Source organism: Tranquillimonas rosea (assembly GCF_900111315.1).
GTDB lineage: Bacteria > Pseudomonadota > Alphaproteobacteria > Rhodobacterales > Rhodobacteraceae > Tranquillimonas > Tranquillimonas rosea.
Genome location: NZ_FOGU01000005.1, coordinates 170,003 through 194,425, shown reverse-complemented (window position 1 = coordinate 194,425; position 24,423 = coordinate 170,003). Strand labels below are relative to the sequence as shown.

The 24,423-nt window shown below is 68.1% G+C and carries 24 protein-coding genes; 13 read left to right on the top strand and 11 right to left on the bottom strand.

The genetic code is table 11. From position 1 onward, the window contains the following. Positions 1-55: 55 nt before the first annotated feature. Positions 56-1,837: an IlvD/Edd family dehydratase gene (locus BMZ25_RS10155; protein ID WP_092693112.1), complete on the bottom strand. Its 1,782-nt coding sequence runs from the start codon at positions 1,835-1,837 to the stop codon at positions 56-58. A 98-nt stretch (positions 1,838-1,935) separates the two neighbouring features. On the opposite strand from BMZ25_RS10155, the gene BMZ25_RS10150 reads away from it, so the two are divergent. After that, on the top strand, positions 1,936-3,072 hold the full coding sequence (locus BMZ25_RS10150; protein WP_092693110.1) for a fumarylacetoacetate hydrolase family protein: 1,137 nt from the start codon (positions 1,936-1,938) through the stop codon (positions 3,070-3,072). Beyond that, positions 3,069-3,983 carry a sugar kinase gene (locus tag BMZ25_RS10145; RefSeq protein ID WP_235859837.1) on the top strand — a complete coding sequence of 305 codons (915 nt, stop codon included), beginning with the start codon at positions 3,069-3,071 and terminating at the stop codon, positions 3,981-3,983. Before BMZ25_RS10150 ends, BMZ25_RS10145 begins: the two co-directional genes overlap by 4 nt. Before the next feature lie 25 nt (positions 3,984-4,008). Here the strand turns inward: BMZ25_RS10145 and BMZ25_RS10140 are convergent, their stop codons facing one another. Beyond that, positions 4,009-5,532, bottom strand: a complete 1,524-nt coding sequence (locus BMZ25_RS10140) for an aldehyde dehydrogenase (NADP(+)) (protein WP_092693106.1) — start codon at positions 5,530-5,532, stop codon at positions 4,009-4,011. A gap of 238 nt (positions 5,533-5,770) precedes the next feature. On the opposite strand from BMZ25_RS10140, the gene BMZ25_RS10135 reads away from it, so the two are divergent. Together BMZ25_RS10135 and BMZ25_RS10130 are read left to right on the top strand one after the other, a co-directional pair. Beyond that, positions 5,771-6,946, top strand: coding sequence for a pyridoxal phosphate-dependent aminotransferase (locus BMZ25_RS10135; RefSeq protein ID WP_092693104.1), 1,176 nt, complete (start codon positions 5,771-5,773; stop codon positions 6,944-6,946). Then, complete coding sequence (locus tag BMZ25_RS10130) at positions 6,943-7,881, top strand: 2-hydroxyacid dehydrogenase (protein WP_092693102.1); 939 nt, start codon at positions 6,943-6,945, stop codon at positions 7,879-7,881. The genes BMZ25_RS10135 and BMZ25_RS10130 overlap by 4 nt, the downstream gene beginning before the upstream one ends. 13 nt (positions 7,882-7,894) lie before the next feature. Here the strand turns inward: BMZ25_RS10130 and BMZ25_RS10125 are convergent, their stop codons facing one another. The 5 genes from BMZ25_RS10125 to ubiG all read right to left on the bottom strand — a co-directional run bounded on the left by BMZ25_RS10125 (position 7,895) and on the right by ubiG (position 11,752). Then, the gene (locus tag BMZ25_RS10125) at positions 7,895-8,737 is read right to left on the bottom strand and encodes a fumarylacetoacetate hydrolase family protein (protein WP_092693100.1); all 843 of its coding nucleotides are present in this window, start codon (positions 8,735-8,737) and stop codon (positions 7,895-7,897) included. Next, positions 8,734-9,399, bottom strand: a complete 666-nt coding sequence (locus BMZ25_RS10120; protein ID WP_092693098.1) for a GntR family transcriptional regulator — start codon at positions 9,397-9,399, stop codon at positions 8,734-8,736. The genes BMZ25_RS10125 and BMZ25_RS10120 overlap by 4 nt, the downstream gene beginning before the upstream one ends. 63 nt (positions 9,400-9,462) lie before the next feature. Beyond that, the gene (locus BMZ25_RS10115) at positions 9,463-10,590 is read right to left on the bottom strand and encodes a transporter substrate-binding domain-containing protein (RefSeq protein ID WP_092693096.1); all 1,128 of its coding nucleotides are present in this window, start codon (positions 10,588-10,590) and stop codon (positions 9,463-9,465) included. A 59-nt stretch (positions 10,591-10,649) separates the two neighbouring features. Next, entirely contained in the window at positions 10,650-11,039 is a 390-nt protein-coding gene (locus BMZ25_RS10110) for a DUF4149 domain-containing protein (RefSeq protein ID WP_218142532.1), read from the bottom strand. Continuing rightward, on the bottom strand, positions 11,039-11,752 hold the full coding sequence (ubiG, locus tag BMZ25_RS10105; protein WP_092693094.1) for a bifunctional 2-polyprenyl-6-hydroxyphenol methylase/3-demethylubiquinol 3-O-methyltransferase UbiG: 714 nt from the start codon (positions 11,750-11,752) through the stop codon (positions 11,039-11,041). Before ubiG ends, BMZ25_RS10110 begins: the two co-directional genes overlap by 1 nt. Before the next feature lie 151 nt (positions 11,753-11,903). On the opposite strand from ubiG, the gene BMZ25_RS10100 reads away from it, so the two are divergent. From BMZ25_RS10100 to BMZ25_RS10075, 6 genes are all read left to right on the top strand, one after another. Beyond that, the gene (locus BMZ25_RS10100) at positions 11,904-13,505 is read left to right on the top strand and encodes a GMC family oxidoreductase (RefSeq protein WP_092693092.1); all 1,602 of its coding nucleotides are present in this window, start codon (positions 11,904-11,906) and stop codon (positions 13,503-13,505) included. Positions 13,506-13,571: 66 nt separating this feature from the next. Further along, positions 13,572-14,399: a flagellar motor protein MotB gene (locus tag BMZ25_RS10095; protein WP_092693090.1), complete on the top strand. Its 828-nt coding sequence runs from the start codon at positions 13,572-13,574 to the stop codon at positions 14,397-14,399. Positions 14,400-14,487: 88 nt separating this feature from the next. Continuing rightward, positions 14,488-15,789 carry a flagellar hook protein FlgE gene (locus BMZ25_RS10090; protein ID WP_092693089.1) on the top strand — a complete coding sequence of 434 codons (1,302 nt, stop codon included), beginning with the start codon at positions 14,488-14,490 and terminating at the stop codon, positions 15,787-15,789. A 10-nt stretch (positions 15,790-15,799) separates the two neighbouring features. Next, positions 15,800-17,248, top strand: a complete 1,449-nt coding sequence (flgK, locus tag BMZ25_RS10085) for a flagellar hook-associated protein FlgK (protein ID WP_092693087.1) — start codon at positions 15,800-15,802, stop codon at positions 17,246-17,248. A 2-nt stretch (positions 17,249-17,250) separates the two neighbouring features. Then, entirely contained in the window at positions 17,251-18,252 is a 1,002-nt protein-coding gene (locus BMZ25_RS10080) for a flagellin (protein ID WP_092693086.1), read from the top strand. Beyond that, positions 18,252-19,352, top strand: a complete 1,101-nt coding sequence (locus tag BMZ25_RS10075) for a flagellar basal body P-ring protein FlgI (protein WP_177190439.1) — start codon at positions 18,252-18,254, stop codon at positions 19,350-19,352. Before BMZ25_RS10080 ends, BMZ25_RS10075 begins: the two co-directional genes overlap by 1 nt. Before the next feature lie 117 nt (positions 19,353-19,469). Here the strand turns inward: BMZ25_RS10075 and fliP are convergent, their stop codons facing one another. The 4 genes from fliP to fliF are packed head-to-tail and all read right to left on the bottom strand — an operon-like array spanning position 19,470 to position 22,663. Then, entirely contained in the window at positions 19,470-20,198 is a 729-nt protein-coding gene (fliP, locus tag BMZ25_RS10070) for a flagellar type III secretion system pore protein FliP (RefSeq protein WP_092693082.1), read from the bottom strand. Then, positions 20,195-20,491 (bottom strand): FliM/FliN family flagellar motor switch protein, encoded by a 297-nt coding sequence (locus BMZ25_RS10065; protein ID WP_092693079.1) that lies wholly within the window; start codon positions 20,489-20,491, stop codon positions 20,195-20,197. The genes fliP and BMZ25_RS10065 overlap by 4 nt, the downstream gene beginning before the upstream one ends. Further along, entirely contained in the window at positions 20,484-21,080 is a 597-nt protein-coding gene (locus tag BMZ25_RS10060) for a FliH/SctL family protein (protein WP_092693077.1), read from the bottom strand. The genes BMZ25_RS10065 and BMZ25_RS10060 overlap by 8 nt, the downstream gene beginning before the upstream one ends. Then, entirely contained in the window at positions 21,080-22,663 is a 1,584-nt protein-coding gene (fliF, locus tag BMZ25_RS10055; protein WP_092693074.1) for a flagellar basal-body MS-ring/collar protein FliF, read from the bottom strand. The genes BMZ25_RS10060 and fliF overlap by 1 nt, the downstream gene beginning before the upstream one ends. A gap of 119 nt (positions 22,664-22,782) precedes the next feature. Between fliF and BMZ25_RS10050 the strand changes: the two genes are divergently transcribed. Genes BMZ25_RS10050 through BMZ25_RS10040 form a run of 3 tightly spaced genes read left to right on the top strand, consistent with a single transcriptional unit; the run spans position 22,783 to position 24,377 of the window. Further along, positions 22,783-23,271 carry a flagellar basal body-associated FliL family protein gene (locus BMZ25_RS10050; RefSeq protein WP_092693070.1) on the top strand — a complete coding sequence of 163 codons (489 nt, stop codon included), beginning with the start codon at positions 22,783-22,785 and terminating at the stop codon, positions 23,269-23,271. Positions 23,272-23,280: 9 nt separating this feature from the next. Beyond that, the gene (locus tag BMZ25_RS21355; protein ID WP_328586849.1) at positions 23,281-23,763 is read left to right on the top strand and encodes a hypothetical protein; all 483 of its coding nucleotides are present in this window, start codon (positions 23,281-23,283) and stop codon (positions 23,761-23,763) included. After that, positions 23,760-24,377 carry a MotE family protein gene (locus BMZ25_RS10040; protein WP_092693067.1) on the top strand — a complete coding sequence of 206 codons (618 nt, stop codon included), beginning with the start codon at positions 23,760-23,762 and terminating at the stop codon, positions 24,375-24,377. Before BMZ25_RS21355 ends, BMZ25_RS10040 begins: the two co-directional genes overlap by 4 nt. Positions 24,378-24,423: the final 46 nt, after the last annotated feature.

Sequence of the window (24,423 nt, the reverse complement as noted above, 5' to 3'; positions counted from 1 at the left end):
CTTGAAGATGTTGCGCGCGATCACCGGACGATGCGCCCGGTGATCGCGTCTGGCGCTAGTGGTTGTCGCGCGGCAGATCGCTGGCCACGCGCTTGTAGGCGGTGGCGAGTTCCAGACACCCGCCGTCGGCCAGCTGACCCACATGGGTGCGGTAGATCTCCTGCCACGGGGTCTGGTTGTGAAGCTCGGGCTTCGTCCAGCTTTCGCGCCGGGCCTGCCATTCGGCGTCCTTCACCAGCGCGTCCATCCGCGAGTCGTTCAGGTCCAGCCGGACGCGGTCGCCCGTCTGCAACAGCGCCAGCCCTCCGCCCACGACCGCCTCGGGCGAGGCGTTCAGGATCGAGGGGCTTTCCGACGTGCCGGATTGCCGGCCGTCCCCGACGGTCGGCAGGTGGCTCACCCCCTGCCGGATCACCGCGTCCGGCGGCTGCATGTTCACCACCTCGGCCGACCCCGGATAGCCGACGCAGCCCACGTTGCGGATGAACAGGATCGTCCGTTCGTCGATGCCCAGCTCGGGGTCGTTGATCCGGTCGTGGTAGTCCTCGGGGCCTTCGAAGACGACGGCCGTCGCCTCGTAGACGTTCTCGCGCCCAGGCTCGGACAGGAAGCGCTGGCGGAACTCGTCCGAGATCACCGAGGTCTTCATCAGCGCGCTGTCGAACAGGTTGCCCGACATCACGAGAAAGCCCGCGTTCTCGCGCATCGGGTCGGTGACGGTGCGGATGACGCCGGTATCGACGCTTTCGCGACCCTCCAGCGTCTCGCCCATCGTGCGGCCCGAGGCGGTGATCGGCGCCGTGTGAAGCCGCCCGGCCTTCGCCAGTTCGCCCATCACCGCCGGGACGCCGCCGGCGCGGAAGAAGCTTTCGCCCAGGTATTCGCCCGCTGGCTGCATGTTCAGCAGCAGCGGCACGTCGAAGCCGACCGTCTGCCAGTCGGTGACCTGCAGCGGCACGCCGGCATGGCGGGCGACGGCCTGAAGGTGCGGCGGCGCGTTGGTCGACCCGCCGATGGCCGAGTTGACGACGATCGCGTTCTCGAAAGCCTCGCGGGTCAGGATGTCGGACGGCTTGAGATCCTCGTGGACCATTCCGACGATCCGCTTGCCCGTCTCATAGGCCATCGCCATCCGCTCGCGGAACGGGGCGGGGATCGCCGAGCTGCCGGGCAGGGTCATGCCCAGGGCTTCGGCCATGGCGTTCATCGTGCTCGCCGTGCCCATGGTGTTGCAGTGGCCGAGGCTCGGCGCCGAGGCGCAGACGCGGCTGATGAACTCGTCATAGTCGATCTTGCCCTCGGCCAGCAGGCGGCGGCTTTCCCACACGATGGTGCCCGAGCCGGCGCGCTTGCCCTTCCACCAGCCGTCCAGCATCGGCCCGCCGTTCAGCGCGATGGCCGGGATGTCGACCGTGGCGGCGCCCATCAGCATCGCGGGCGTGGTCTTGTCGCATCCGGTGGTCAGCACCACCCCGTCGATCGGATAGCCGTGCAGCACCTCGACGAGGCTGAGATAGGCGAGGTTCCGGTCCAGCGCGGCGGTCGGGCGCTTGCCCGTCTCCTGGATCGGGTGAACCGGGAATTCCATCGGCACGCCGCCCGCGTCGCGGATGCCGGCCTTGATCCGGTCCATGAGAAAGACGTGGATCTTGTTGCACGGCGCCAAGTCGCTGCCGGTGTTGGCGATGCCGATGACGGGGCGTTCGCTCTGCAACTCGTCGCGGGTGTATTCCTGGTTCTGATACCGTTCGAGGTAGAGGGCCGTCATCCCGGGATTGTTGGGATTGTCGAACCATTCCTGCGAGCGGAACTTGCGTTTGGCGCGGGTGTCGCTCATCGGCGAAGGTCCTTCTCTCGGGTGCTTGAGGCAGGATCCCCGTTTGGTATACCAGATTCAAGGGCGATCTGACGTCCGGCTGCCGGAAGGGAAGAGAGATGCTGCCATCAGGCGACGAGAGCGCGCGGGCCACGCTGGTCGGCCGTGCCTGGCGACCGGGCCACGGGCCCGCGTTGATCACCGTGCGCGACGGCGTGCTGTTCGACATCACGTCGCGCGCGGCGCCGACGATGCGCGACCTCCTCGAACTGGACGATCCGGCGGGCCATGTCCGCGCGGCCGAAGGGGTGCGTCTCGGCACGCTCGACGACCTCGGCAGACCGAACGCGGACAGCCTGCATTTGCTTGCCCCCTGCGACCTGCAGGCGATCAAGGCCAGCGGCGTGACCTTCGCGGAATCCATGGTCGAGCGCGTGATCGAAGAGCGTGCGGCCGGCGATCCCGACAAGGCCGCGGACATCCGCGCCCGCGTCACCGGGGTGATCGGGGATTCGCTGTCGGGCATCGTCCCCGGCTCGGAGAAGGCGATGCAGGTCAAGGAGGTGCTGCAGAACGAGGGGCTCTGGTCGCAGTATCTCGAGGTCGGGATCGGACCGGACGCCGAGATCTTCACCAAGTGTCAGCCGATGGCGTCGGTCGGCAGCGGGGCCGACATCGGCGTGCACCCGGTCTCCAAGTGGAACAACCCCGAGCCCGAGATCGTGCTGGCCGTCGACAGCCGGGGCGGTATCCGCGGTGCCAGCCTGGGCAACGACGTGAACCTGCGCGACGTCGAGGGGCGGTCGGCCCTGTTGCTGGGCAAGGCGAAGGACAACAACGCCTCCTGCGCGATCGGCCCGTTCCTGCGACTGTTCGACGACGGCTATACGCTGGACGACGTGCGGCAGGCCGAGCTGACCCTGCGGGTCGAGGGCGAGGACGGCTTCACGCTGGACGGAGCGTCGTCGATGGCGAAGATTAGCCGCAAACCCGAGGCACTGGTGAGCCAGATGATCGGTCCGCATCACCAGTATCCCGACGGCGCGATGCTGTTCCTGGGGACGCTGTTCGCACCGGTTCAGGACCGCGACGCGCCGGGGCAGGGGTTCACGCACAAAACCGGTGACTTGGTCTCGATCTCCGAGCCGCGTCTCGGCACATTGCGCAACACGGTCCGGCTGTCGACCGAGTGTCCCGAATGGACCTTCGGCACCGGATCGCTCATGCGCAATCTCGCGGAAAGGAGCCTATTGTGACGCGATCACTTCTCACCGTCGGCGAATGCATGGTCGAGGTCGCCCCGGCCGAGGGCGATCTCTTCCGCGTGGGTTATGCCGGGGACACGCTGAACACCGCGTGGTATGCGCGCCGTCTCCTTGGGGACGACTGGGACGTGTCATTCGCCACCAAGGTCGGGACCGATGCGGTATCGGATCGGATGGTCGCGTTCTTTGGCGAGGTGGGCATCGGCACCGATGCGGTGGCCCGTCACGACAGCCGCGGCGTCGGGCTGTACATGATCCAGTTGCAGGACGGCGAGCGCAGCTTTTCCTATTGGCGCGACACCTCGGCCGCGCGGACGCTGGGCGACGATCCCGCGTGGCTGGATCGCGTGTTCGAGGGGCGCGACCTGATCCTGTTCTCGGGCATCACCCTGGCCATCCTGTCGGAAAAGGGCCGCGGCGCCCTATGCGCCGCGCTCGCCCGTGCCCGCGCCGCTGGCAGCCGGATCGCCTTCGACACCAACCTGCGCCCGCGTCTCTGGTCTGGCCCGGACGAGATGAAGTCCGCCACGGCCGAGGGCGCCGCGGTCTCGGACATCGTGCTGCCCTCTTTCGACGAAGAGACCGGACTGCACGGCGACGGCACGCCGGACGACACGATCGCGCGCTACCGTCAGGCGGGGGCGTCCTGCGTCGTGGTCAAGAACGGCACGGGCACGCTGCATGCGTGGGAGGCGTCCGAGGGGACGCTGACACTGGACCCGGTGCCTGCGCCCAAGGTCGTGGACACCACGGCAGCCGGCGATTCCTTCAACGCGGGGTTCCTGTGTCCGTTGATGCAGGGCGCATCACTGAAGGCGGCGGCGGAAACGGCGATGGACCTGTCGGCCCGCGTCGTCCAGGGCCGTGGCGCCCTTGTCGATGTCTGGAGCGAGGCCGGGTGAGGCGCGGACGCCTCACCCGTTTCCGTTACTCTGCCAGATCGCCCGGCAGCAGCGCGTCGGGCATGTTCTGATAGCAGACGGGCCGCAGGAAGCGGCGGATCGCCATCGTGCCGACCGAGGTGTGACCGAAGTTGGTCGAGGCCGGGTAGGGCCCGCCGTGCACCATCGCGTCGCTCACTTCCACGCCGGTCGGAAAGCCGTTGGCCAGGATACGCCCGGCCTTCCGCTCGAGCACCGGCATCAGGCGCTGACCCGTGTCCTTGTCGCCGTCATCCATGTGCAGGGTGCAGGTCAGCTGGCCGCGCATCGATTTCGCGACGGCTTCCATCTCGTCCACGTCCGCGACCCGGACCGCTAGGCCGAGGGGGCCGAACACCTCTTCTCCCAGCGTCTCGTTGCCGAGCCACGCCTTGCCCGTCGTCTCGTAGAGATAGGGGCTGGCGCTGCGCTGTCCGCAATCGGTGGCCAGCAACTCGCGCACGCCGTCAGTCGAGGCGATGCGCGACTGGCCGCTCTGGTAGGCGCTGGCGATGCCTTCCGTCAGCATCGTCTGCGCGCCGCTCTCCTTCAGTGCCGCGGTCGCCGCGTCGACGAAGGCGTCCGCCTCGGAGTCGAGCACGATGGCGATGCCGGGATTTGTGCAGAACTGACCCGCGCCGATCGTCAGCGAACCGGCCCAGGACTTGCCGATCTCGGCGCCGCGGGCCTTGGTGGCCTCGGGCAGCAGGAACATCGGGTTGACGCTGCCCAGCTCGCCGAAGAACGGGATCGGCTCTTCGCGCTGGGCGCACAGATCGTACAGCGCGCGGCCGCCCTTGAGCGAGCCGGTAAAGCCGACGGCCTTGATCAGCGGATGCTGCACCAGCGCCTTGCCCACGTCGAGAGAGCCGCCCTGCACGAGGCTGAACGTGCCGGCAGGCATGCCGCAGCTCTGGATCGCGGCGTGGATTGCCTCGGCGACGATCTCCGCGGTGCCGGGATGCGCGTCGTGGCCCTTGCAAACGACAGGGCAGCCGGCGGCCAGCGCCGACGCGGTGTCGCCGCCCGCGGTCGAGAAGGCCAGCGGGAAGTTCGACGCGCCGAACACGGCGACGGGGCCGATCGGACGCTGCACCATCTTCAGGTCGGGGCGCGGTGCCGGTTCGCGGTCGGGCAGCGCCTCGTCATGGCGACGGTCGAGATAGGCGCCGTCGCGGATATGCCTGGCGAACATGCGCAGCTGCCCGGTGGTGCGGCCGCGCTCGCCGTTCAGGCGCCCTTCGGGCAGGCCCGACTCGGCGGTGCCGATGGCGGTGATCTTGTCGCCGCGCGCTTCGATCTCGTCGGCGATCGCGTCGAGAAAGGCGGCGCGTTGTTCGCGGGTCGAATAGCCATAGCTCCAGAACGCCTCTTCCGCCGCCTTCGCGGCCCGGTCGATCAGCTCGGGCGTGCCGTTGGAGAACTCGTGCGCCGAGCCCGCGACCGGGGCGGACGAAAAGGTGCCGCCGCCGCTGACCCATTCGCCGGCGATCAGGTGTTTGCCGTGGGGAGTGAAAGTCTCGTCGAGCATGCTGTTGCTCCTTGTCTCGGGACGGGGACGCGACGAACGGGACGCGCCCCACTGGTATACCATTTTCCAAGTATTCCGCGTTGCCAGAGTCTGCAACCGGCGCACGGCAAACGCGTCGCCCGACCGAATGATCCGCACCGCCCGCGAATTTCGCTGTGCACCGTCGATTGACACGCGGGGGTGAGCGTGGATGCTCGGGCCGATCCCGTCCGGGCCGTCACCGTCAAGGAGCCTAGCCATGAAGATCGCCGAGCCGCTCGGCCGTCTCGGCACGGAAAGCGCCTTCGAGGTGCTGGCCCGTGCCGCCGCCCTGTCGAACGAGGGACGGGACATCATCAATCTCGGCATCGGCCAGCCGGATTTCCGCACGCCCGAGCACATCGTCGAGGCCGGCGTCCGCGCGCTTCGCGACGGGCACCACGGCTATACGCCGGCCAACGGCATCCCGCCCCTGCGAGAGGCGGTCGCCGCGGATCTCGAGCGGCGCCACGGCACCGCGGTCGATCCCGGCCAGGTCATCGTGCAGCCCGGCGGCAAGCCGACGATGTTCTATGCCGCGCTGGCCTTTGGCGGCCCCGGCGCCGAGATCCTGTATCCCGATCCCGGCTTTCCGATCTACCGGTCGGTGATCGAGTTCTCTGGCGCGAAAGCGGTGCCGGTGCCGCTGACGGCCGAGACCGGGTTCGCCTTCGACGCCGACACTGTCCTGTCCCGGATTACGCCGGCCACGAGCCTGATCATCCTCAACTCGCCGGCGAATCCGACCGGGGCGGTGACGCCGAAAGAGCAGATCGACCGGCTGGTCGAGGGGCTGGCCGCGCATCCAGACGTGGCTATCCTGTCGGACGAGATCTATTCCCGCATGCTCTATGGCGGACAGGCGCACGCCAGCCTGCTGTCCTATCCCGAGATCCGCCACCGGCTGATCCTGCTCGACGGCTGGTCCAAGACCTATGCCATGACCGGCTGGCGGCTGGGATATGCCGTGTGGCCCGCGCCACTGGTCGAACCGATCACGCGGCTCTGCATCAACGACCATTCCTGCGTGAACGCCGCCGCGCAGCACGCCGGCCTCGCCGCGCTGGAGGGGCCGCAGGACGCGGTCGCGGACATGGTGGCCGAGTTCGACCGCCGGCGCCGCGCCGTCGTGCCCATGCTCGACGCGCTGCCGGGCGTCACCTGCGGCGATCCCGGCGGGGCGTTCTATGCCTTCGCCGATATCTCGGGCACGAGGCTGACCGCTCGCGAGGCGCAGGACCTGTTTCTCGAAGAGGCCGGGGTCGCCACCATCGCCGGCACCAGTTTCGGCGCGGGCGGCGAGGGGTATCTGCGGGTGTCCTACGCCGCCGCGCTCGACCGCATAGAAGAGGCGATGGAGCGCCTCGCCACCTGCCTGAAGGAGAGAAAGACATGAGCGAGGTTCTGGCCATAGGTGAGTACCAGCCCTGGGACGAGACGGCCTTTGCCGAAGAGTTCGGCGCCGCCCTGCTGCAAGACCTCGCCGCGCTCACGTCGATGCCCGTGTCCGAGCGCAACCGCGTCCGGGTGGTCGCCCACAAGGGACACGCCAGGTTCGACGGCGCGACGATGGACCTGTTGCCGCAACTGGGCCTGATCGCCAATTTCGGCGTCGGCTACGACGCGATCGACGTGGCCGCGGCGCAGGAGCGGAACATCGCTGTGACCAACACGCCCGACGTGCTGACCGACGACGTGGCCGACCTTGCCGCCGTCATGCTGGTGGCGCAGGCGCGGCAGCTCGTGCAGGGGTCCGATTGGGTGCGCTCGGGCAACTGGGGGGCGCAGGGCCCGATGCCGCTGAACCGGACCGTGCGCGGCCGCAAGGTGGGGATTGTCGGGCTGGGGCGCATCGGCCATGCCATCGCGCAGCGGCTCGCCGCCTTCGGGATGGAGATCCACTACCACTCGCGCTCGGAAAAGGAGACGCCGGGCTGGCGCTATCACGCCGATCCCGTCGCGCTGGCCGAAGCATCCGACGATCTGGTGGTCGCACTGGTCGGCGGCCCCGAGACCGAAGGCTACGTCTCGGCCGAGGTGCTGAAGGCGCTGGGATCGGACGGCCTGATCGTGAACATCTCCCGCGGGTCCACCATCGACGAGTACGCCCTGCTGGGCGCGCTCGAGAAGGGGACGATCCGCGGTGCCGCGCTTGACGTGTTCCGGAACGAGCCCGGCATCGACCCGCGGTTCCTGGCGCTCGACAACGTGCTGCTGCAGCCGCACCAGGGATCGGCCACGATCGAGACGCGGCAGGCGATGGGGCGTCTCCAGCGCGAGAACGTCGCGGCGTTTCTCGCCGGCGAGGCGCTGAAGACCAGGGTCGCCTGACGGCCGGCGCCGCTCAGCCGGCGACGACGTCCTGACGTTGCCGGCCGAGCCCCTCGACCTCCAGCTCCATGACGTCGCCGGGGCGCAGGAAGCGCTGAGGCGACATGCCCATGCCGACGCCCTGCGGCGTGCCGGTGGCGATGATGTCGCCGGGCACCAGCGCCATCATCTGCGACATGTGGCTGATGATCTCGGCCACCGAAAAGATCATGTCGGCAGTGGTGGAGTCCTGCATCGTCGTCCCGTTCAGGGCGAGCGACAGGTGCAGCGCCTGGGGATCGGGCACCTCGTCGGCGGTGACCAGCCACGGCCCGACCGGCCCGAAGGTAGGCGCCGACTTGCCCTTGATCCATTGACCGCCCCGCTCGATCTGGAAGGCGCGCTCGGACACGTCGTTCACCACGCAGTAGCCGACGACGTAGTCCAACGCCTCGGCGACCGAAACGTACTGTGCGCGCTTGCCGATCACGACGCCCAGCTCGACCTCCCAGTCCGACTTTTCGGAGCCACGCGGCAGGCGGACCGCGTCATCGGGGCCCGAAAGCGCCGAGGCCGCCTTGGAGAACACGATCGGCTCGGCGGGGGGCGTCGCTCCGGTTTCGGCGGCATGCTGGGCGTAGTTCAGGCCGATGCAGAAGAATGTCGGCACCGAGGCGAGACAGGGCCCGATGCGCCCCGGTTCGGTGAGCTCGGGCAGGCTCGCGGGGTCGAACGCGCGCAGCCTGTCGATCGCGGCGAGCGAGACGCCCGCCCCGGCGAAGTCGTCCACATGGGCCGACAGGTCGCGGATGCGGCCTTCGGCATCGCGCAGAGCGGGGCGTTCCTGCCCCTCGGGGCCCACTCGGAGCAGTTTCATTCGTGTCCCTCCTTGGATGTTTCGCGTGCGAAACATCTTTCGACATTGGCCAGAAGATCAAGCAGATGCGCGTCGATGGCGGCGCGCGCGCGCGACGCGTCCCGGGTTTCGAGCGCGTCGACGATGGCGCCGTGCTGGCGCATGATGCGTTCCCGCGACCGCCGCATGCGGGCCGAGAGGAACCGGATGCGCCACAGTCGCGCCAGGTAGTCGCCGTGGGTCTCGGCCAGGGCCGGATTGTGCGATGCTTGGGCGATGGCGATGTGGAAGGACATGTCGATCTCGAACAGGTCCAGCGGATCCAGCGTCTCGAAGCTGTCTCCGATCCGCTGGTGGATTGTCCTGATGCCGGCGATCTCCTGGTCGGTCGCTTCGGCGCAGGCCAGTTCTCCCGACAGCACCTCGAGCGTGCGCAGCACGGCGATGGCGTCGGTCACCTCCTTGAGCGAGGGGTCGGCCACCAGCGGGCTGCGGGCGGGGCGCAGGATCACCAGGCCTTCGCGGGCCAGGATGCGGACGGCTTCGCGCAGGGGCGTGCGGCTGACGCCGAGCGCGGCCGAGGTGTCACGTTCCTTGATCGGGTGGCCCGGAAGGTAGACCCCGCGCAGGATGTCGCGCCGGACTGTGTCCGCGATCTGTTCGGGCAGCGTCTTGTCGGCCATGTGTGTTCGATCGTCCTCTGCCGCTCTTGGTATACCAAACTGGCCTGACGTGTCGATATGCCGTCACGTGCCGCCGAGATAGCGGGTGACGAGGGCCTGCCATTCCGGGCTGCGGATATAGGCCAAGAGCGCCCGGTTGATCGGTTCGCGCAGCTCATCGCCCTCGGGCAGGGCGATGCCGTAGTCCTGCCGTCCGATCGGGTCGGGCAGAACCTGTATCTCGCCCTGGTACTCCTGAAGGGCGATCCAGCGCAGCAGGGGCATGTCGTGCAGGAAGGCGTCGATGCGTCCGGCGGCCAGCGCATCGTAGCCGTCCTCGATCGTGTCGAAGCCGCGGGCGCGGATGCCGCGGGCGGCCATCTCATCGGCCCCGGTCGCAGCAGAGACCACCCCGACGGAGGCGTCCTCGAGATCGGCGATCCCCGAAATGCCCTGGCTCAACTGCCCCACGGTAAGAGAGGCGGCGATGGCGGCGGTGAAGCTCGCCACGATCAGCATCGCGGTGAACATCCAGATCAGCCCCACGATGCGCCCGCCCAGCGTGCGTGGCGCCTTGTCGCCGTAGCCGACGGTGGTCATCGTCACGGCGGCCCACCAGAAGCCGTCGCCGATCCCGTGCAGCGCGTCGGGGTGAAATTCCTCGTTGTTGCCGCGCCGCTCGAAGGCCCAGACGGCGCCGCCCGCCGCGACCAGCACTGTCGACAGGCCGGCGAGGACCGCCAGGAATTGCCACGTGAAGATGTTGCGCACCACGCGCAGCCACCCGCCCGCCGGATCGGGATGCACCGCGATCCCAAGCCCGGTGGAATAGAAGGGAAAGCTGAAATCGACCCGCTCTTCCCGGCCGGGCGTGATCGACAGCGCGGCGATGGCGGCGTCGTAGGTGCCTGCCGCGGTGCCGTCGATCATGTCGTCCAGCGGCACCTCTTCCAGCGTGAACGAGCGGTCGAGCTCGTCGGCGACGGCGCGGAACAGCTCGATCGCGATCCCGGTCCATTCGCCGTCGGGCCCCACGAAGGCAAAGGGCGGGGCCGTCCGCGTCGCCACCCGCAGCGGTCCGGTGCCCCCGTCCTCGACCGCTTGCCCGAGCGCGGGCTGCGTTTCTGTCGGGGTCTCTTCCTGTGCCGGGACGCCCGTGGCGAGGGTCAGCGACAGGGCCAGAGCGGCGATCAGGCGCGTGGCGAACGGCATCGCGTGGTGTCTCCTTTCACCATCGTGGTGGGCCGGGGCCCGAACAGGCTGGACGAGACTCAGGCGAGGCGCCAGAGTACAAGCGCGATCAGGGCGAGCTGGCCGAAGTTCAGCGCGACCGACAGGCCGTGCAGGCGCCGGAACCTCGACCGTGCGCCGCTGTCGCTCGCCGCGTTGATGGCCGGCATCAGCGCCTGTCGCGCCGACACGGCGACGAGGGCGACCACGGCCATCAGAGCGGCCGAGACGAGGTCGGTGAACAGGAACGCCAACATGCCGAGCGCCGCGACGATCCCGCAGAAGGCATAGTACCACGGAAAGGCGACGCGCAGGACACGGCCCGCCTCTGCCGCCGGAAGGGTCGAGAACAGCAGCGGAGCCAGCCCCGCCGAATAGAGCACCATCCCGCCGAACAGCAGCGCCGTGTCGTAGAGCGCGAGGATCTCCATCAGTCGCCGGCCTTCCGCGCCATGCCCATGTAGATGATCGCGGTCGAGGGCAGGCGCCCGAAGACGAAATCGCCGTTGCGGTCGATGCCGCGGGGGCCGAGGCCGGTGAACCGGTCGACGGTGAACCCTTGGGCCGAGAGGATGCGGCGCAAGGTGCGCGGCGGGATGAACATCTCGGGGTCGTGCGTGCCCTTCGGCAGCAATCCCAGCAGATCTTCGGCCACGGTGATCGTGGCGAAGCGGGCCAGCGGGTTGCGGTTGATGGTGTCGAACAGGAACACGCCGCCCGGACGCAGCACCCGGTGCACCTCGCTCACGACGGTTTCCAGGTCCTGCACATGCTCCAGCACGTCGACGCAGACCGCGGTGTCGAAGCTGCCGTCGGCATAGGGCAGCGCCTCGCCCACGCCGACCTCGTAGCGGATGTCGAGCCCTTCCGAGCGTGCATGTGCCTTCGCGGCGGCGATCGCGTCCTCCGCCGGGTCGATCCCGGTCACCGCGGCGCCGCGACGGGCCATTGCCTCGGCCATGAATCCGCCGGCGCAGCCGAGGTCCAGGACCGTCGCCCCCTGCCAGTCGACGTGCCGGTCGAACCAGGCCATGCGCCCCGGAACCATCTTCTTGAGCGTCCGCACCCACCGCAGCTCGTCCGACCACCAGCGGTCGGCGGCGTCGTCGTAGATCGACAGGTTGTTGCGCGGCGTGTCTGGCATGGGGCGTGTCCTGCTGCGTCGGGTCCGGGCACGGACCGAGCTTGTCAGCTAGGCCGGCGCGAGAGCGCGTCACGTGCGGCACGCTGGCGCGATTGCGTCCCGTTGGCGCCGGGCCTAGGTTTTCCGGACGGCATCCGAGGGAGGGGAGCGCGTGAGCGACTGGGATTACATCATCGTCGGTGCCGGTAGCGCCGGTTGCGTTCTGGCGAACCGTCTGAGCGGCGCGGGCCGCAAGGTCCTGCTGCTGGAGGCCGGAGAGCGCGACACCTATCCCTGGATCCACATCCCGATGGGGTATCTCTACTGCATCGGCAATCCCAAGACCGACTGGATGTACAAGACCGCGCCAGAAGCTGGGCTGGGAGGGCGGTCCCTCCTGTATCCGCGCGGCAAGGGCCTGGGCGGCTGCAGCTCGATCAACGGCATGCTCTATATCCGGGGGCAGGCCGCCGATTACGACCAGTGGCGGCAGAGCGGGCTGACCGGCTGGGACTGGGACGACGTGCTGCCCTATTTCAAGAAGTCCGAGGATTATTCCGATGGCCCGAACGAGGTGCACGGCGCCGGCGGCGAATGGCGCGTCGAGAACCAGCGGCTGCACTGGGACATCCTCGATTCCTGGCGCGATGCCGCGGAGGAAAGCGGAATCCCCAAGACCGACGACTTCAACGGCGGTGACAACGAGGGCGTCGGCTACTTCAAGGTGAACCAGAAGGGCGGCTGGCGCTGGAACACGTCCAAGGGTTTTCTTCGGCCGGCCAAGAACCGCGACAACCTGCGGATCGAGACCGGCGCCCGGACCGAGACCCTGCTGTTCGAGGGCGACCGCGTCGTCGGCGTGGCCTACACGCAGAACGGCACGCGGCACGAGGTCCGCGCGGGCGAGGTCATCGTCTCGGCCGGGTCGGTGAACTCGCCGCAGATCCTTATGCTGTCAGGGCTGGGCCCGGCCGACCACCTGCGCGAGATGGGCGTCGATGTGCGCCGCGACATGCCGGGGATCGGGGCGAACCTGCAGGACCACCTGCAGATCCGCTGCGCCTATCGCGTGTCGAACGCGCTCACCCTGAACACCCTGGCCGGCAATCTCTGGGGCAAGGCGAAGATCGCGATGGAATACGCGCTGAAACGCTCGGGCCCGATGTCGATGGCGCCCTCGCAGCTCTGCGCCTTCACCCGTTCGTCCGACGAGGTGGCGACGCCGGATCTGGAGTATCACGTCCAGCCGCTGAGCCTGAACGCGTTCGGCGGCGATCTCGACACCTTCGACGCGGTCACGGCGAGCGTCTGCCACCTGCGCCCGGACAGCCGCGGCACGATCCGGCTGTCGGCGCCCGATCCCGCTGCGGCGCCGGTGATCGCGCCGAACTATCTCAGCGCGCCGCGCGACCGCATCGTGGCCGCCCGCGCCATCCGCATGACGCGCAGGATCATGGCGGCACCGTCGATGGCGCAGTACAGCCCCGAGGAGTTCCGCCCCGACACTCGCGCCGAGGACGACGAGAGCCTGGCCGACGCGGCGGGCCGGATCGGCACGACGATCTTCCATCCCGTCGGCACCGTCCGCATGGGCACCGACGACGGTGCGCCGCTGGATTCCCGGCTGCGTCTGCGCGGCGTGCGTGGGTGCCGCGTGGTCGACGCCTCGGTCATGCCGACGATCACCAGCGGCAACACAAACAGCCCCACCATCATGATTGCCGAAAAGGCCGCCGACATGATCCTCGAGGATGCGCGCGAAGGCGCCCTCTAGCGATTAAGCTGCCCTTCACGGCCGTCTGCTATGCGTCGCCTCGGGTGGAAAGAGGGGATGTACTGAATGGCCGTAGGCTCTAACGCGCCGGTCATCATCAAGCGGAAGAAGATCATCGGCGGCGACGGGCACCATGGCGGTGCCTGGAAGGTCGCGTACGCCGATTTCGTCACCGCGATGATGGCCTTCTTCATGCTGATGTGGCTGCTGAACGCGACGACGGAAAAGCAGCGCAAGGGTATTGCCGACTACTTCAACCCGACGATCGCCATGACCGAGCTGTCGGCAGGCGGGTCGGGCATGTTCGGGGGCGACAGCGTGTTCTCGGAAGAGACGCTGAGCAAGGTGGGCACCGGGGCCACGAACCTGCACCACCTCGCCGACGACCGGAGCCGCGGCGCCAGCGGGCTCGACTCGCAGTCGGGGGACGGCGCCGAGACCGAGGACAGGCTCGAGACGCTCGAGGAAATGCTGACCGGGCGTTCCGGCGAAAGCATGGTGAGCAACGATCTTCTGCGGCACATCGTGACCCGCGTCACCGACGAGGGCCTGATCGTCGAGCTGTTCGACCTGCCGGGCGCGACGCTGTTCGAGGACGGCTCGGACCGGCCCACCGAATTGCTGCGCGATCTCGTCCGGGTGGTCGAGGATGTGTTCGGCCTGGTCGAGAACCCGGTCGCGCTGTCGGCGCACGTGCCCTCGGTGCCGGTCGTCTCGCGCGACAATCCGGTCTGGGACCGCACGGCGGGGCGGGCGCTGGCCGTCAAAGGGCTCCTGGCCGACGAGGGACGCGTGGACCGCGTCACCGGCAACGGCGACCGGCGGCCCGCTGTCGGCAACCCGATGGACATGCGGAATGCCCGGGTCGAACTGGTCCTGCTGCGCGATCGCTGAATTTCGCGGATTAGCCCGTCATTAATACCCGGCGCGTATCGCTGGGGAGAACGGCCAGCACGGCCCGCCAGCAAGGAACAGACACACCATGACCATTTCCTCGTCGCTCAGCGCCGGCGTCTCGGGTCTCAACGCCAACGCGACGCGCCTGTCCAGCATCTCGGACAACATCGCCAACTCGTCGACCTTCGGCTACCGGCGAAGCGTCACCGACTTTCATTCCGTCGTGGTCGGCCAGCAGGATTCCTCGCGTCATATCGCGGGTGGCGTGCGCACCTCGACCCTGCGCCTGATCGACGAGCAGGGTCAGCTCCAGTCCAGCAGCAACGCCACCGACATCGCTGTCGGTGGCCGCGGGATGCTGCCCGTGACCAGCCGCGCGGCCCTGGATCAGCCCGGAACCCTGCCGCTGTCCCTGATGACGACGGGGTCGTTCCGCCCCAATGCCGAAGGGCTGCTAATCACCGACAGCGGCATGGTCCTGATGGGCTGGCCGGCCGACCCGGACGGAACGATCCCGCAGCAGCCGCGCGATTCGGCTGCGGGGCTGCAGCCTGTCGACGTCACGCGGAACCAGTACGCCGGCAATCCGACGACCGAGGTGACGCTCGGCCTCAACCTTCCCGCTGGCGAAACGCGGGCCGGCGCCTCGGGCGATCCGCTGGAAGTGTCGGTCGAATACTTCGACACGATCGGCGGCTCCCAGGCGCTTCAGGTCGTCTTTACGCCGAACGTTCCGGGTGCCGGCGCGTCGAACTCCTGGCGCATGACAATCGCCGATTCCGCCCAGGGCGGGACCGTCATCGCCGACTATACGCTCAACTTCGACACGGCCGCGGCGCAGGGCGGCACGCTCGACACCGTCGTGGACAATCTGGGTGCCCCCTACGATCCGGCCACGGGAACCGTCGTGATCACCACGGCGACCGGCGATATCGAAATGTCCATAGGCCGGCCCGGCGACCTCGAGGGCCTGACGCAACTCGCCTCGACCTTTGCGCCGACGGCCCTCGAATCGAACGGCTCGGCGGTCGGGATCCTCACCGGCGTCGAAATCGATCCCGACGGCATCGTCAACGCGATCTACGACACCGGCTTCAGCCGCCCGATCTATCAGGTCCCGGTGGCAGACGTGCCCAACGTCAACGGGCTCGCCAGCGAGGATAACCAGACTTACCGCGTCACGAACGAAAGCGGTCCGATGTATCTCTGGAACGCCGGCAACGGCCCGACCGGCGAAACGATGGGCTATACCCGCGAAGCGTCGACCACCGACGTGGCCCGCGAACTCACGAACCTGATCGAAACGCAGCGCGCCTATTCGTCGAACGCCAAGATCATCCAGACCGTCGACGAGATGCTGCAGGAAACCACGAACCTGAAGCGCTGAGGGACTTGAGATGAGCATTACCGGCGCCCTGTCAAACGCGCTCTCGGGCCTGACAGCCACGGCGCGCTCCGCGCAGGTCGTGTCCGACAATGTCGCCAACGTGACGACCGACGGGTTCGCGGCGCGCGAGATCGCGCTGGGCGCGCGCAGTCTCGGCAGTGGCGGTGTCACGGTTCTCGGCGTCACCCGGCGCACCGACCCCGCCCTCACGGCCGAGCGGTTGGTCGCCGATGCCGCGCTGGCCGATACCTCGACGCACGCCTCCTACGCCGCGCGGCTCGAACAGATGCTTGCAGGCCCGGACGGGGAAAGTGGCTTGCCCGCGCGCGTATCCGCCCTCGACAGCAGCCTCGCCCTGGCGGCGAGCCGGCCCGACAGCACGGCCCGGCTCGACACGGTGCTGTCCGCGGCCAAGGGGCTGGCCGCAGAGATTCGGTCGGCTTCGGACGGTATCCAGTCCCTTCGCCAGCGTGCCGATGCGGCCATCGCCTCCGATCTCTCGGCCTTGGAAACCGGTCTCGGCCGTATTCAGGACATCAACGGAAACCTGCAACGCATCCGCAGTGCCGCGGGCGACCCGAACGCCCTGCTGGATCAGCGCCAGGCCGAAATCGACCGTATCGCGGCCATCGTTCCGGTGCGGGTCCTGCCGCGCGACAACGGTGCGGTCGCGCTGATGACGGCAGGGGGTCAAATCCTTCTCGACGGTGCGCCGGCCAGGATCGACTTCACACCGACGCCGACCGTGACCGCCGGCCAGACCCTCGCGAATGGCGGAGTCTCGGGTATCACGGTCAACGGCCTGCCGGTGACGGTGAACACCGGGAGCGGCCGCCTAGACGGGGGGCGTCTCTCGGCCCTCTTCGCGCAACGCGATGAAATCCTTCCCGCCGCGCAGGATCGCCTCGATGCCGTCGCGGGCGACCTGATCTCCCGCTTTGCAGATCCCGCCACAGACCCGACATTGGCCGGGGGTCCGGGCCTCTTCACCGATGCCGGCGCGCTTCCGGCTGGCCCGCCCTCTCCCGGTCTGGCCGGACGTCTTACCGTGTCCGACACGGCCGACCCCGATGCTGGCGGCGCCCTTTGGCGGCTGCGAAGCGGCCTCGGTGCCCCAACACCGGGCGAGGTCGGCGATGCGACCGGACTGCAAGCCATGGCCGACGCCCTGGAACGCAACCGTCCCGCGCCTCATCCGGACCTTGGCATCGGGCACATGACGTTCGGCAGCCTGACCGATGCCCTTGCCGGGCGTGCCGCGGCCGCCCACGTCGGGGCCGAAGATGCGGAGGCGTTTCAGACCATTCGCTCCGAGGCGCTCGCAGGCCGCGAGGCTGCGCTCGGGGTAGATAGCGACGAAGAGATGCAGCGGCTTCTCCTGATCGAGCAAGCCTATGCCGCCAATGCGCGCGTCGTCAGCACCATCGACGGAATGATCCAACGCCTTCTGGAGATTTGACCATGAGCCTCGTGACCTTCGGCGATCTTGCGCAATCCCTCGCGGGCCGGGTCCAGTCGAGCCGACTGCGCAGCGACCTGTCGCGGCTCTCCACCGAACTGACCACGGGCCGCACGCAGGATGCCGCCCGCCATATCGGTGGCGATACGACCGCCCTGTCGGCCCTTGATCGCAGCCTCGCACGCCTGACTGCCGAGCGTACGACCCTGTCCGAGGCCGCGTTGCAGGCAGATGTCACCCAGTCCGCCATCGGCACGATCTCCGATGAAGCTGCCGCTGCCGCATCCGACCTTGCCGCCGCCGTCTCCTCAGGGACCCCGCGCCAGGTCGACCTTGTCACCCAAGAGGCGCGGGATCGCTTTCTCCGTATCTCAGACGCATTGAATACCCGGGTCGCGGGCCGAAGTGTCTTCTCGGGCACCGCGACGGACCGCGCCGCCGTGGCGACCGGTTCGGACATGCTCGCACTATTGAAAACCGCGGTGACCGGGCTGACCACGGCGGGTGACATCTCCGCGGCCGTCGATGCATGGTTTGCGCCCGGCGGTGGTTTCGACAGCTCCGGCTATCAGGGGGCCGCAGCAAGGGGCCGCGTCCCGTTGCCGGGCGGCGGCGCGGCGCAGGTCGGCGTCACCGCGCAAGAGCCCGCCATCCGCGAAACGTTGGCCGGTCTGGCGAAGGCAGCCCTGGTCGCGGAAGGTGTCCTCGACGGCTATTCCTCGGCGCGCTCCGCCCTTGCGAGTGAGGCGGGCGCCGATCTGTTCAATGCACGGGATTCCCTGACGCAATTGCAGGCGACCCTCGGCGCCGCACAGGCAAGCGTGACCGAGGCCGAAGCTCGCCGCACGACCGAGGTGGCCGCGCTGCAGATCTCGCGGGCCGATCTCGTCGGCCTCGATCCGTATGAAACCGCGTCCCGTCTGAAACAGGCGGAAACGCAGCTCGACACGCTCTACGCGGTGACGGCTCGGCTCTCAGGGCTCAGCCTGACCCGGTATCTTTGATGAGATACCTGTACGCCATCCTGGGTTTGATCCTGTTTATCGCGCCGGCGTGGGCCGGTCCGGTCCGAATCAAGGATCTCGTTGAATTCGATGGTGTCCGTGGAAACGATCTCGTGGGATACGGTCTGGTCGTCGGGCTGAATGGAACCGGCGACGGCATACGGAACGCGCCGTTCACCGAAGAGATCATGTCGAACATTCTCGAGCGGCTCGGGGTCAATGTTACCGGCGAACAGTTCCGCCCTCGCAACGTGGCTGCCGTTCTGGTGACGGCGGAACTGCCGCCGTTCGCACGGGCCGGTGCACAGATCGACGTCACTGTCTCGGCGATTGGAGATGCAGGCAGCCTTCTCGGCGGAACCCTCGTCATGACGCCGCTGAACGCGGCGGACGGTCTGATCTACGCGGTCGCTCAGGGAACCGTCATCGCGGGCGGCGCCGTGGCCGAGGGCGCGGGCGCGCAGGTTACACAAGGCGTGCCGACCTCCGGGTCGATTCCTGCCGGAGCGCGGGTCGAGCGCGAGATCGACTTCGATTTCTCGTCCCTTTCGTCGATCCGTCTCGCGCTGCGCAGTCCCGACTTCACCACGGCGGTGCGTATCGAGTCGGCGATCAACACGCGTGTCGGTCGCCCCGTGGCCACGATGCTCGACGCCGGGACCGTCTTGATCGACATCGCGGCGACGCGGGCGCGGTCCCCCGCCCACGCGATCGGCCGGATCGAGAATATCCCGGTCGAGCCTCAGCGCCGGGCCCGTGTCGTCGTGGACCAGCGGTCCGGGACGATCGTCATGGGTGAGGACGTTCGGATCAGCCGGGTCGCGGTCAGCCAGGGTAACCTGACGCTGCGCATCGAGGAAGCGCCGCTGGTGGTGCAACCCAATCCGTTTGCCGATGGCGAGACGGTTGTGGTTCCGCGGACCCGCGCGGGGATCGACGAGGAACAGGGAATCGGCCTGGCCGAAGTTCCCGACGGGACTTCGCTGTCCGAGGTGATCGCCGGGCTCAACGCCTTGGGCGTCGCGCCGCGGGACATGATCGACATTCTCAAGAGCATCAAGGCGGCCGGGGCACTCCACGCGGAGTTCATCGTGCGCTAGCACAATCGCTTCGTGGCCGGGCACTGCGGGCAACTCGCCCGAAGCCTGGTGAGTTGGATCGGACAGGACGCCGGCGTGGGTCGTGCCACCGCTCAAGACGCTGGGAGATAGCGCCCTCTAGAAATAGCTACGCACCAGGGCACCGGATATCAGGCTCCAGCCGTCGGCCACGGCGAAGAAGGCGAGCTTGAATGGCAGCGACACGATGGCGGGCGGCACCATCATCATCCCCATCGACATCAGCACGGCGGCGACGACGAGGTCGATGACGAGGAACGGCAGGAAGATCAAGAAGCCGATCTGGAAGGCGCGCTCGATCTCGGAAAGCAGGAAGGACGGAACGAGGACCGAGAGGGGTGCCTCCGGCCCGAGGCTGCCCGGATCCTGCGGACGAACGGCGGCCAGGGCGTCGAACGTCGCGGGCTCGATGCGGGCAGCCATGAAGTCACGGAATGGGGCAAGGACCCGGGGAAGCGCCTGTTCGATCTCGAGGCGTCCATCAGACAGTGGCGCAATGCCGTTCGCCCACGCCTCGGAGAAGACGGGATCCATCACGAAGTACGTCAGGAACAGTGCGAGCGTCACGATCAGCATGTTCGGTGGCGACTGCTGAAGCCCGAGACCCTGGCGCAGGATCGACAGTACGGTGACGATGAACGGAAAGCACGTGATCGTTACGGCCAGTCCGGGGACGAGGCTGAGCAAAGTGATCAGCACGAGGAGCTGGATCGACCGTGCCGCGAGAGAGGAGTCGTCACCGAGCGAGATCGTGATGTCCTGCGCGAGCGCCGGCACGCTCCAGATCGCGAGGAGCGTCACCAGCGCCAAGAGCACGACGTGCCTCATAGCTCGGATGTGACGTCCGCCACTTCGGTCAGCCGCACTGCCAGTTGACCGGCTTGATCCCCCTCGAGTTCCTGCAGCTCGCCCCGCGCGACGAGACGATCGCCGACGAAGAGCTCGACGGGATCATCGACGCGGCGGTCGAGCGTGAGGACGGCATCCTGACCCATGCGGAGCAGGTCTCGCAGCGCAGGGCGCGTCCGGCCGACCGCCACCGTGATCTCTATCTGGACGTTGTCGAAGGCCGACCCGGTCTTGGCGTCCGCCTCCTCTGGCCATGCGTCTGTGTCATCCATGGGAAGTCACCTCCGAGCTGACGGTTTCAAGGGCGGTCAGGGCGTCACCGAGACGCGTCGTGAGTCCGGTGAGGTCGATCTCGCGTTCCTGCGTGCCGAGCTGCAGGTAGAGCGTGCCCTGAGGAAGGTCGGGGCCGGCGACGAGACGGATGGCCCGATCGGAAGACTCGGGCAGGACCTCCCGAAGCGCCTCCAGATCGGAGTCCGGCACCAGCAGTTCGACGGGCGCGTCGGCAGCGTCGGCGGCGAGCTGAGAGAGTTCTTCCTGGATCCGGGCTCCAAGGGTTTCCCTCAGGATCTCGGGTAGAAGGGTGTCGCATACACGTTTCAGAAAAGGCGCCACCCCAAGCAGAACGTGGGCCCGCGCTTCGTGAAAGGTGAAGTCGAGAGCCTGCAACGCTTCGGCCAGTTCCGAGCTCAGCCGCGCCTGTTCCTGTGCCGCCGCGTCGCTGGCGTCCTTCCATCCGAGGGCATAGCCGGAATCGTAGGCCTCGAGCCGCTGCCGTTCCGCCTCTTCGAGGCTGAGCGTAGGGTCCGGCTCGGCGTGTACCGCGGCGTCGAAGTTTTCCAGACGCAGAGGGTGTGACATCAGGCCTTTTCCTCTTCTTCCATCCAGCTCTTGAGGATCTCGAGCGATTCGGCCTGCCGTTCATCGATGAGGGCGCGCAGCCGTTCCACCGGATCGCCGCTATCGGATGCCGGCGTCGAAGCCTGAGCCTGGTCGAAGCTGGCCATCGGCAAGGCCATCTGCGGGAAACCGGCCTCGAACCCGCCATCCAGCGGACCTGGATCCGGCAGCGCCATCGGCATCGGTGAGGCCGCAGCACCGGATCGGGTCGTCAGGATCGGCCGGACGACGAACAGCCCGATCAGCAACGTCACGAGCCCGAGGATGGCGAGCTGGGCAAGGCGCATTGCGTCGATCGGGAGGCTGCGTCCCAACGCGCCGGGCTCGGTCCCGTCGGTCGGCAGCGGCTCGAATTCGAGACTGCGGAGGGTCAGGCTGTCCCCCCGCTCTTCATCGAGCCCGACCGCCGAAGAGACCAGCGCCCGCAAGGCCTGCATTTCTTCATCGGAGCGCGGCTGCCAGACGGCCTCACCATCCGGGCCGGTCGTGCGAATCCCGTCGACGAGGACCGCGACTGACAGGCGGCGCACCGCTCCGGGGGTTCGCAGGACCTCGCGACTCACTTCGGAGACTTCGTAGTTTATCCGTTCGCTCGTTTCCGCGCTCTGACTGGTCGAGGTGGCGGCGCCCGCGCCAGCGTCGCCGTTGGGCAGGTTGCTGGCAACCGTGACGCCCGCGCCGCCCTCGCCCGACGAGGTGGAGGTCGATTCGGTCGTCTCTTGGCTGATCGGCACCCTGCTTTCGGGGTCGAAGCGCCGTTCGGTGATCTGCTCGGTCTCGGTCGCAGTGTCGACGCTGACCTCGACCACGGCATTGCCGTACCCGACGCGGGCCTCGAGCAGCCGCTCGACGTTGCGTTTAAGCTCGGTGGCCCGGTCCTCGGCCCGCGCGCCGGCTTCCGCTTCGGCATCCGAGGCGAGGATGATCCCACCGGACGAATCGATCACCGACACGTTCTCGGGGTCGAGCCCCGACACCGCCGACGCCACGAGGAACCGCAGGCCCCGCGCCTGGGCCGCCGAGAGCCCGCCCGAGGCGGTGCCGACCGTCACCGAGGCGCTTGGCGTCAGGTCGCGCTGGAACGGTTTCGTGCCCGGATTGGCGATGTGGACACGAGCCGTTCGGATGGCCGGACTGCTGACGATGGTGCGCGCCAGTTCTCCTTCTTTCGCGCGCCAATAGGCGGCGTCGAACATCTGGCTGGTCGTGCCGAAGCCACTGAGCGTATCGAGCAGCTCGTAGCCGTCCGTCCCGTTTTCGGGCAGCCCCTCCGCGGCCAGCGTCAGGCGGAGTTCGTCACGCGCGACACTGTCCACGAAGATCGAGCTTCCGCGCACTTCGTAGGCGACGCCACGCTGTTCCAGCGCGGCGACGACATCCCCTGCGGCGCCATCTTCCAGCCCCGCATAGAGCAGGCTCATCCCCGGTTGCGACGCCAGCCGCGCGAGTCCGAGCACGGCGGCGAACATCGCGACCGCCGCCAGGAGAGCGACGATGCGCTTCTGCTGGGACAGTCCCGACCAGACCGAACGCAGCTGCTGCAAGATGACCTCCTGACTGACGCGGGCCTTCTGGCCCCGACAGCGACTTTCGGGCGGCGATCTTAAGAACCGGTTAGTCCCGGACCGGTAAGTCCGTTCCTGTCGCGAGTTCAGGGGACACGATGGCAAGTGATGAGACAGAGGGCGCCACGCCGCCCAAACGCTCCAAGTTGGGCCTCCTCGTGGGCCTTGTCCTCGCGGTGTTGCTGGGGGCGGGCGGATTCTATGCCGCCTACTCGGGGATGATTCTGTCCGGATCGGCGGAATCGGCGCACGAGCCGCCGGCGGACGATTCGGGGGCGGACGCGCCGCCGGTTGCCTTCGTGCCGCTCGATCCCATGACGATCTCGCTCGCACCGGGGGCCGGTGCCAAGCACCTGCGCTTCCAGGCCCAGCTCGAGGTCGAGGCCGGCGCGGAAGAGCAGGTCGCCGCGATGCTGCCACGGGTGATCGACGTACTGAATTCATTCCTGCGCGCGGTCGAACCCGAGCTTCTGGCGGACCCGGCAAGCCTCGCGCAGCTGCGCGCGCAGATGCTGCGGCGCGTCAGGATCGCCACCGGGTCTCACGCGGTGCGCGATCTGCTGGTGATGGAGTTCGTCTTGAACTGAGGGAACCGGATGGCACTGATCGCTGACATTCTGATGATCGCGGGCGCGCTTGGCGTCGGCTTCTACTGTTTCGTCCTGTCGCGCCGGCTGAGCCGGTTCACCAACCTCGAAAAGGGAATGGGCGGCGCGATCGCGGTCCTTTCGGCACAGGTCGACAACCTGACCCGCAGCCTCGAGGCGGCGCAGGCTGCGGCGTCGGGCTCGGGCGAGTCGCTGAAGGAGTTGACGGTGAGGGCCGAAGACCTTGCGCGCCGGCTCGAGCTTCAGGTCGCCGCCTTGCATGATCTCGATCCGGATGCAGTGGCGACGTCAGAATCTGACCCGGCGCAGCCTGTCCCCGAGCCAGAGCAGACCGAAAGCACGATGCCTCTCGCGGCCTCAGAAGATGTCGGCGATCTGGACCGCACCGACGATGCCGGAGCCGCGCCTGGTCAGGTCCTTCGGTCGATCTTCTCGACGCAGAGACGGCCGCAACAGGAGGCGGGCGGATGAGCCCCGGAAAACGCTGCACCTACCGCCGCCCCGCCCGTGCGCTGCCGCTGCTCGCGACGCTGTTCGCGGCCTCCGGACTGCTCCGGTTGAGCGGAGAGACCGGAGAAAGAGTGACGGGCTGGATCGGCGCGGGCTACGCCTACGCAGCGGCCGAAGTTGCCGGTACAGACGACTCCGGCTGCGAAATGCCCCCGGATGTCGCGGCCGTGCTCTCCGCGCTCAAGGAACGGGATTCCCGCCTGCAGGAAAGGGAGGCGGAAATGGACGCGCGCGAAACGGCGCTCGCCGAGGCGGAGGATGAGATCCGGGCGCAACTCGACCAGCTCGTCGCCGCCGAAGAGGCACTGTCCGAGACGTTGGCCCAGGCGGACACTGCGGCAGAAGCCGACATCACCCGTCTGGTCGCGGTCTACGAGAACATGAAGCCGGCGGACGCGGCGGTTCTATTCGAGGAAATGAGCCCGAGTTTCGCGGCCGGGTTCATCGGCCGAATGCGTCCCGAATCGGCGGCCGCGCTTCTCGCCGATCTGGAACCGCAGACGGCCTACTCGATCTCGGCCATTCTCGCCGGCCGCAACGCGAACGCGCCGAAAGACGAGCCGGCGGAGAGATAGTCTTAACTATGGCCGGGCTACACGGTTGGCAGGGAACAACGGCGTG

Excerpts from the sequence above, each read along its gene's own strand:
- BMZ25_RS21355 (WP_328586849.1), top strand. The coding sequence starts at position 23,281 with ATGGCACTGATCGCTGACATTCTGATGATCGCGGGCGCGCTTGGCGTC.
- BMZ25_RS10140 (WP_092693106.1), bottom strand. The coding sequence starts at position 5,532 with ATGCTCGACGAGACTTTCACTCCCCACGGCAAACACCTGATCGCCGGC.
- BMZ25_RS10110 (WP_218142532.1), bottom strand. The coding sequence starts at position 11,039 with ATGGAGATCCTCGCGCTCTACGACACGGCGCTGCTGTTCGGCGGGATG.
- BMZ25_RS10115 (WP_092693096.1), bottom strand. The coding sequence starts at position 10,590 with ATGCCGTTCGCCACGCGCCTGATCGCCGCTCTGGCCCTGTCGCTGACC.
- flgK (WP_092693087.1), top strand. The coding sequence starts at position 15,800 with ATGAGCATTACCGGCGCCCTGTCAAACGCGCTCTCGGGCCTGACAGCC.
- fliP (WP_092693082.1), bottom strand. The coding sequence starts at position 20,198 with ATGAGGCACGTCGTGCTCTTGGCGCTGGTGACGCTCCTCGCGATCTGG.
- BMZ25_RS10130 (WP_092693102.1), top strand. The coding sequence starts at position 6,943 with ATGAGCGAGGTTCTGGCCATAGGTGAGTACCAGCCCTGGGACGAGACG.
- BMZ25_RS10135 (WP_092693104.1), top strand. The coding sequence starts at position 5,771 with ATGAAGATCGCCGAGCCGCTCGGCCGTCTCGGCACGGAAAGCGCCTTC.
- BMZ25_RS10080 (WP_092693086.1), top strand. The coding sequence starts at position 17,251 with ATGAGCCTCGTGACCTTCGGCGATCTTGCGCAATCCCTCGCGGGCCGG.
- ubiG (WP_092693094.1), bottom strand. The coding sequence starts at position 11,752 with ATGCCAGACACGCCGCGCAACAACCTGTCGATCTACGACGACGCCGCC.
- BMZ25_RS10150 (WP_092693110.1), top strand. The coding sequence starts at position 1,936 with ATGCTGCCATCAGGCGACGAGAGCGCGCGGGCCACGCTGGTCGGCCGT.
- BMZ25_RS10040 (WP_092693067.1), top strand. The coding sequence starts at position 23,760 with ATGAGCCCCGGAAAACGCTGCACCTACCGCCGCCCCGCCCGTGCGCTG.
- BMZ25_RS10050 (WP_092693070.1), top strand. The coding sequence starts at position 22,783 with ATGGCAAGTGATGAGACAGAGGGCGCCACGCCGCCCAAACGCTCCAAG.
- BMZ25_RS10090 (WP_092693089.1), top strand. The coding sequence starts at position 14,488 with ATGACCATTTCCTCGTCGCTCAGCGCCGGCGTCTCGGGTCTCAACGCC.
- BMZ25_RS10125 (WP_092693100.1), bottom strand. The coding sequence starts at position 8,737 with ATGAAACTGCTCCGAGTGGGCCCCGAGGGGCAGGAACGCCCCGCTCTG.
- BMZ25_RS10065 (WP_092693079.1), bottom strand. The coding sequence starts at position 20,491 with ATGGATGACACAGACGCATGGCCAGAGGAGGCGGACGCCAAGACCGGG.
- BMZ25_RS10155 (WP_092693112.1), bottom strand. The coding sequence starts at position 1,837 with ATGAGCGACACCCGCGCCAAACGCAAGTTCCGCTCGCAGGAATGGTTC.
- BMZ25_RS10120 (WP_092693098.1), bottom strand. The coding sequence starts at position 9,399 with ATGGCCGACAAGACGCTGCCCGAACAGATCGCGGACACAGTCCGGCGC.
- BMZ25_RS10060 (WP_092693077.1), bottom strand. The coding sequence starts at position 21,080 with ATGTCACACCCTCTGCGTCTGGAAAACTTCGACGCCGCGGTACACGCC.
- BMZ25_RS10075 (WP_177190439.1), top strand. The coding sequence starts at position 18,252 with ATGAGATACCTGTACGCCATCCTGGGTTTGATCCTGTTTATCGCGCCG.
- BMZ25_RS10095 (WP_092693090.1), top strand. The coding sequence starts at position 13,572 with ATGGCCGTAGGCTCTAACGCGCCGGTCATCATCAAGCGGAAGAAGATC.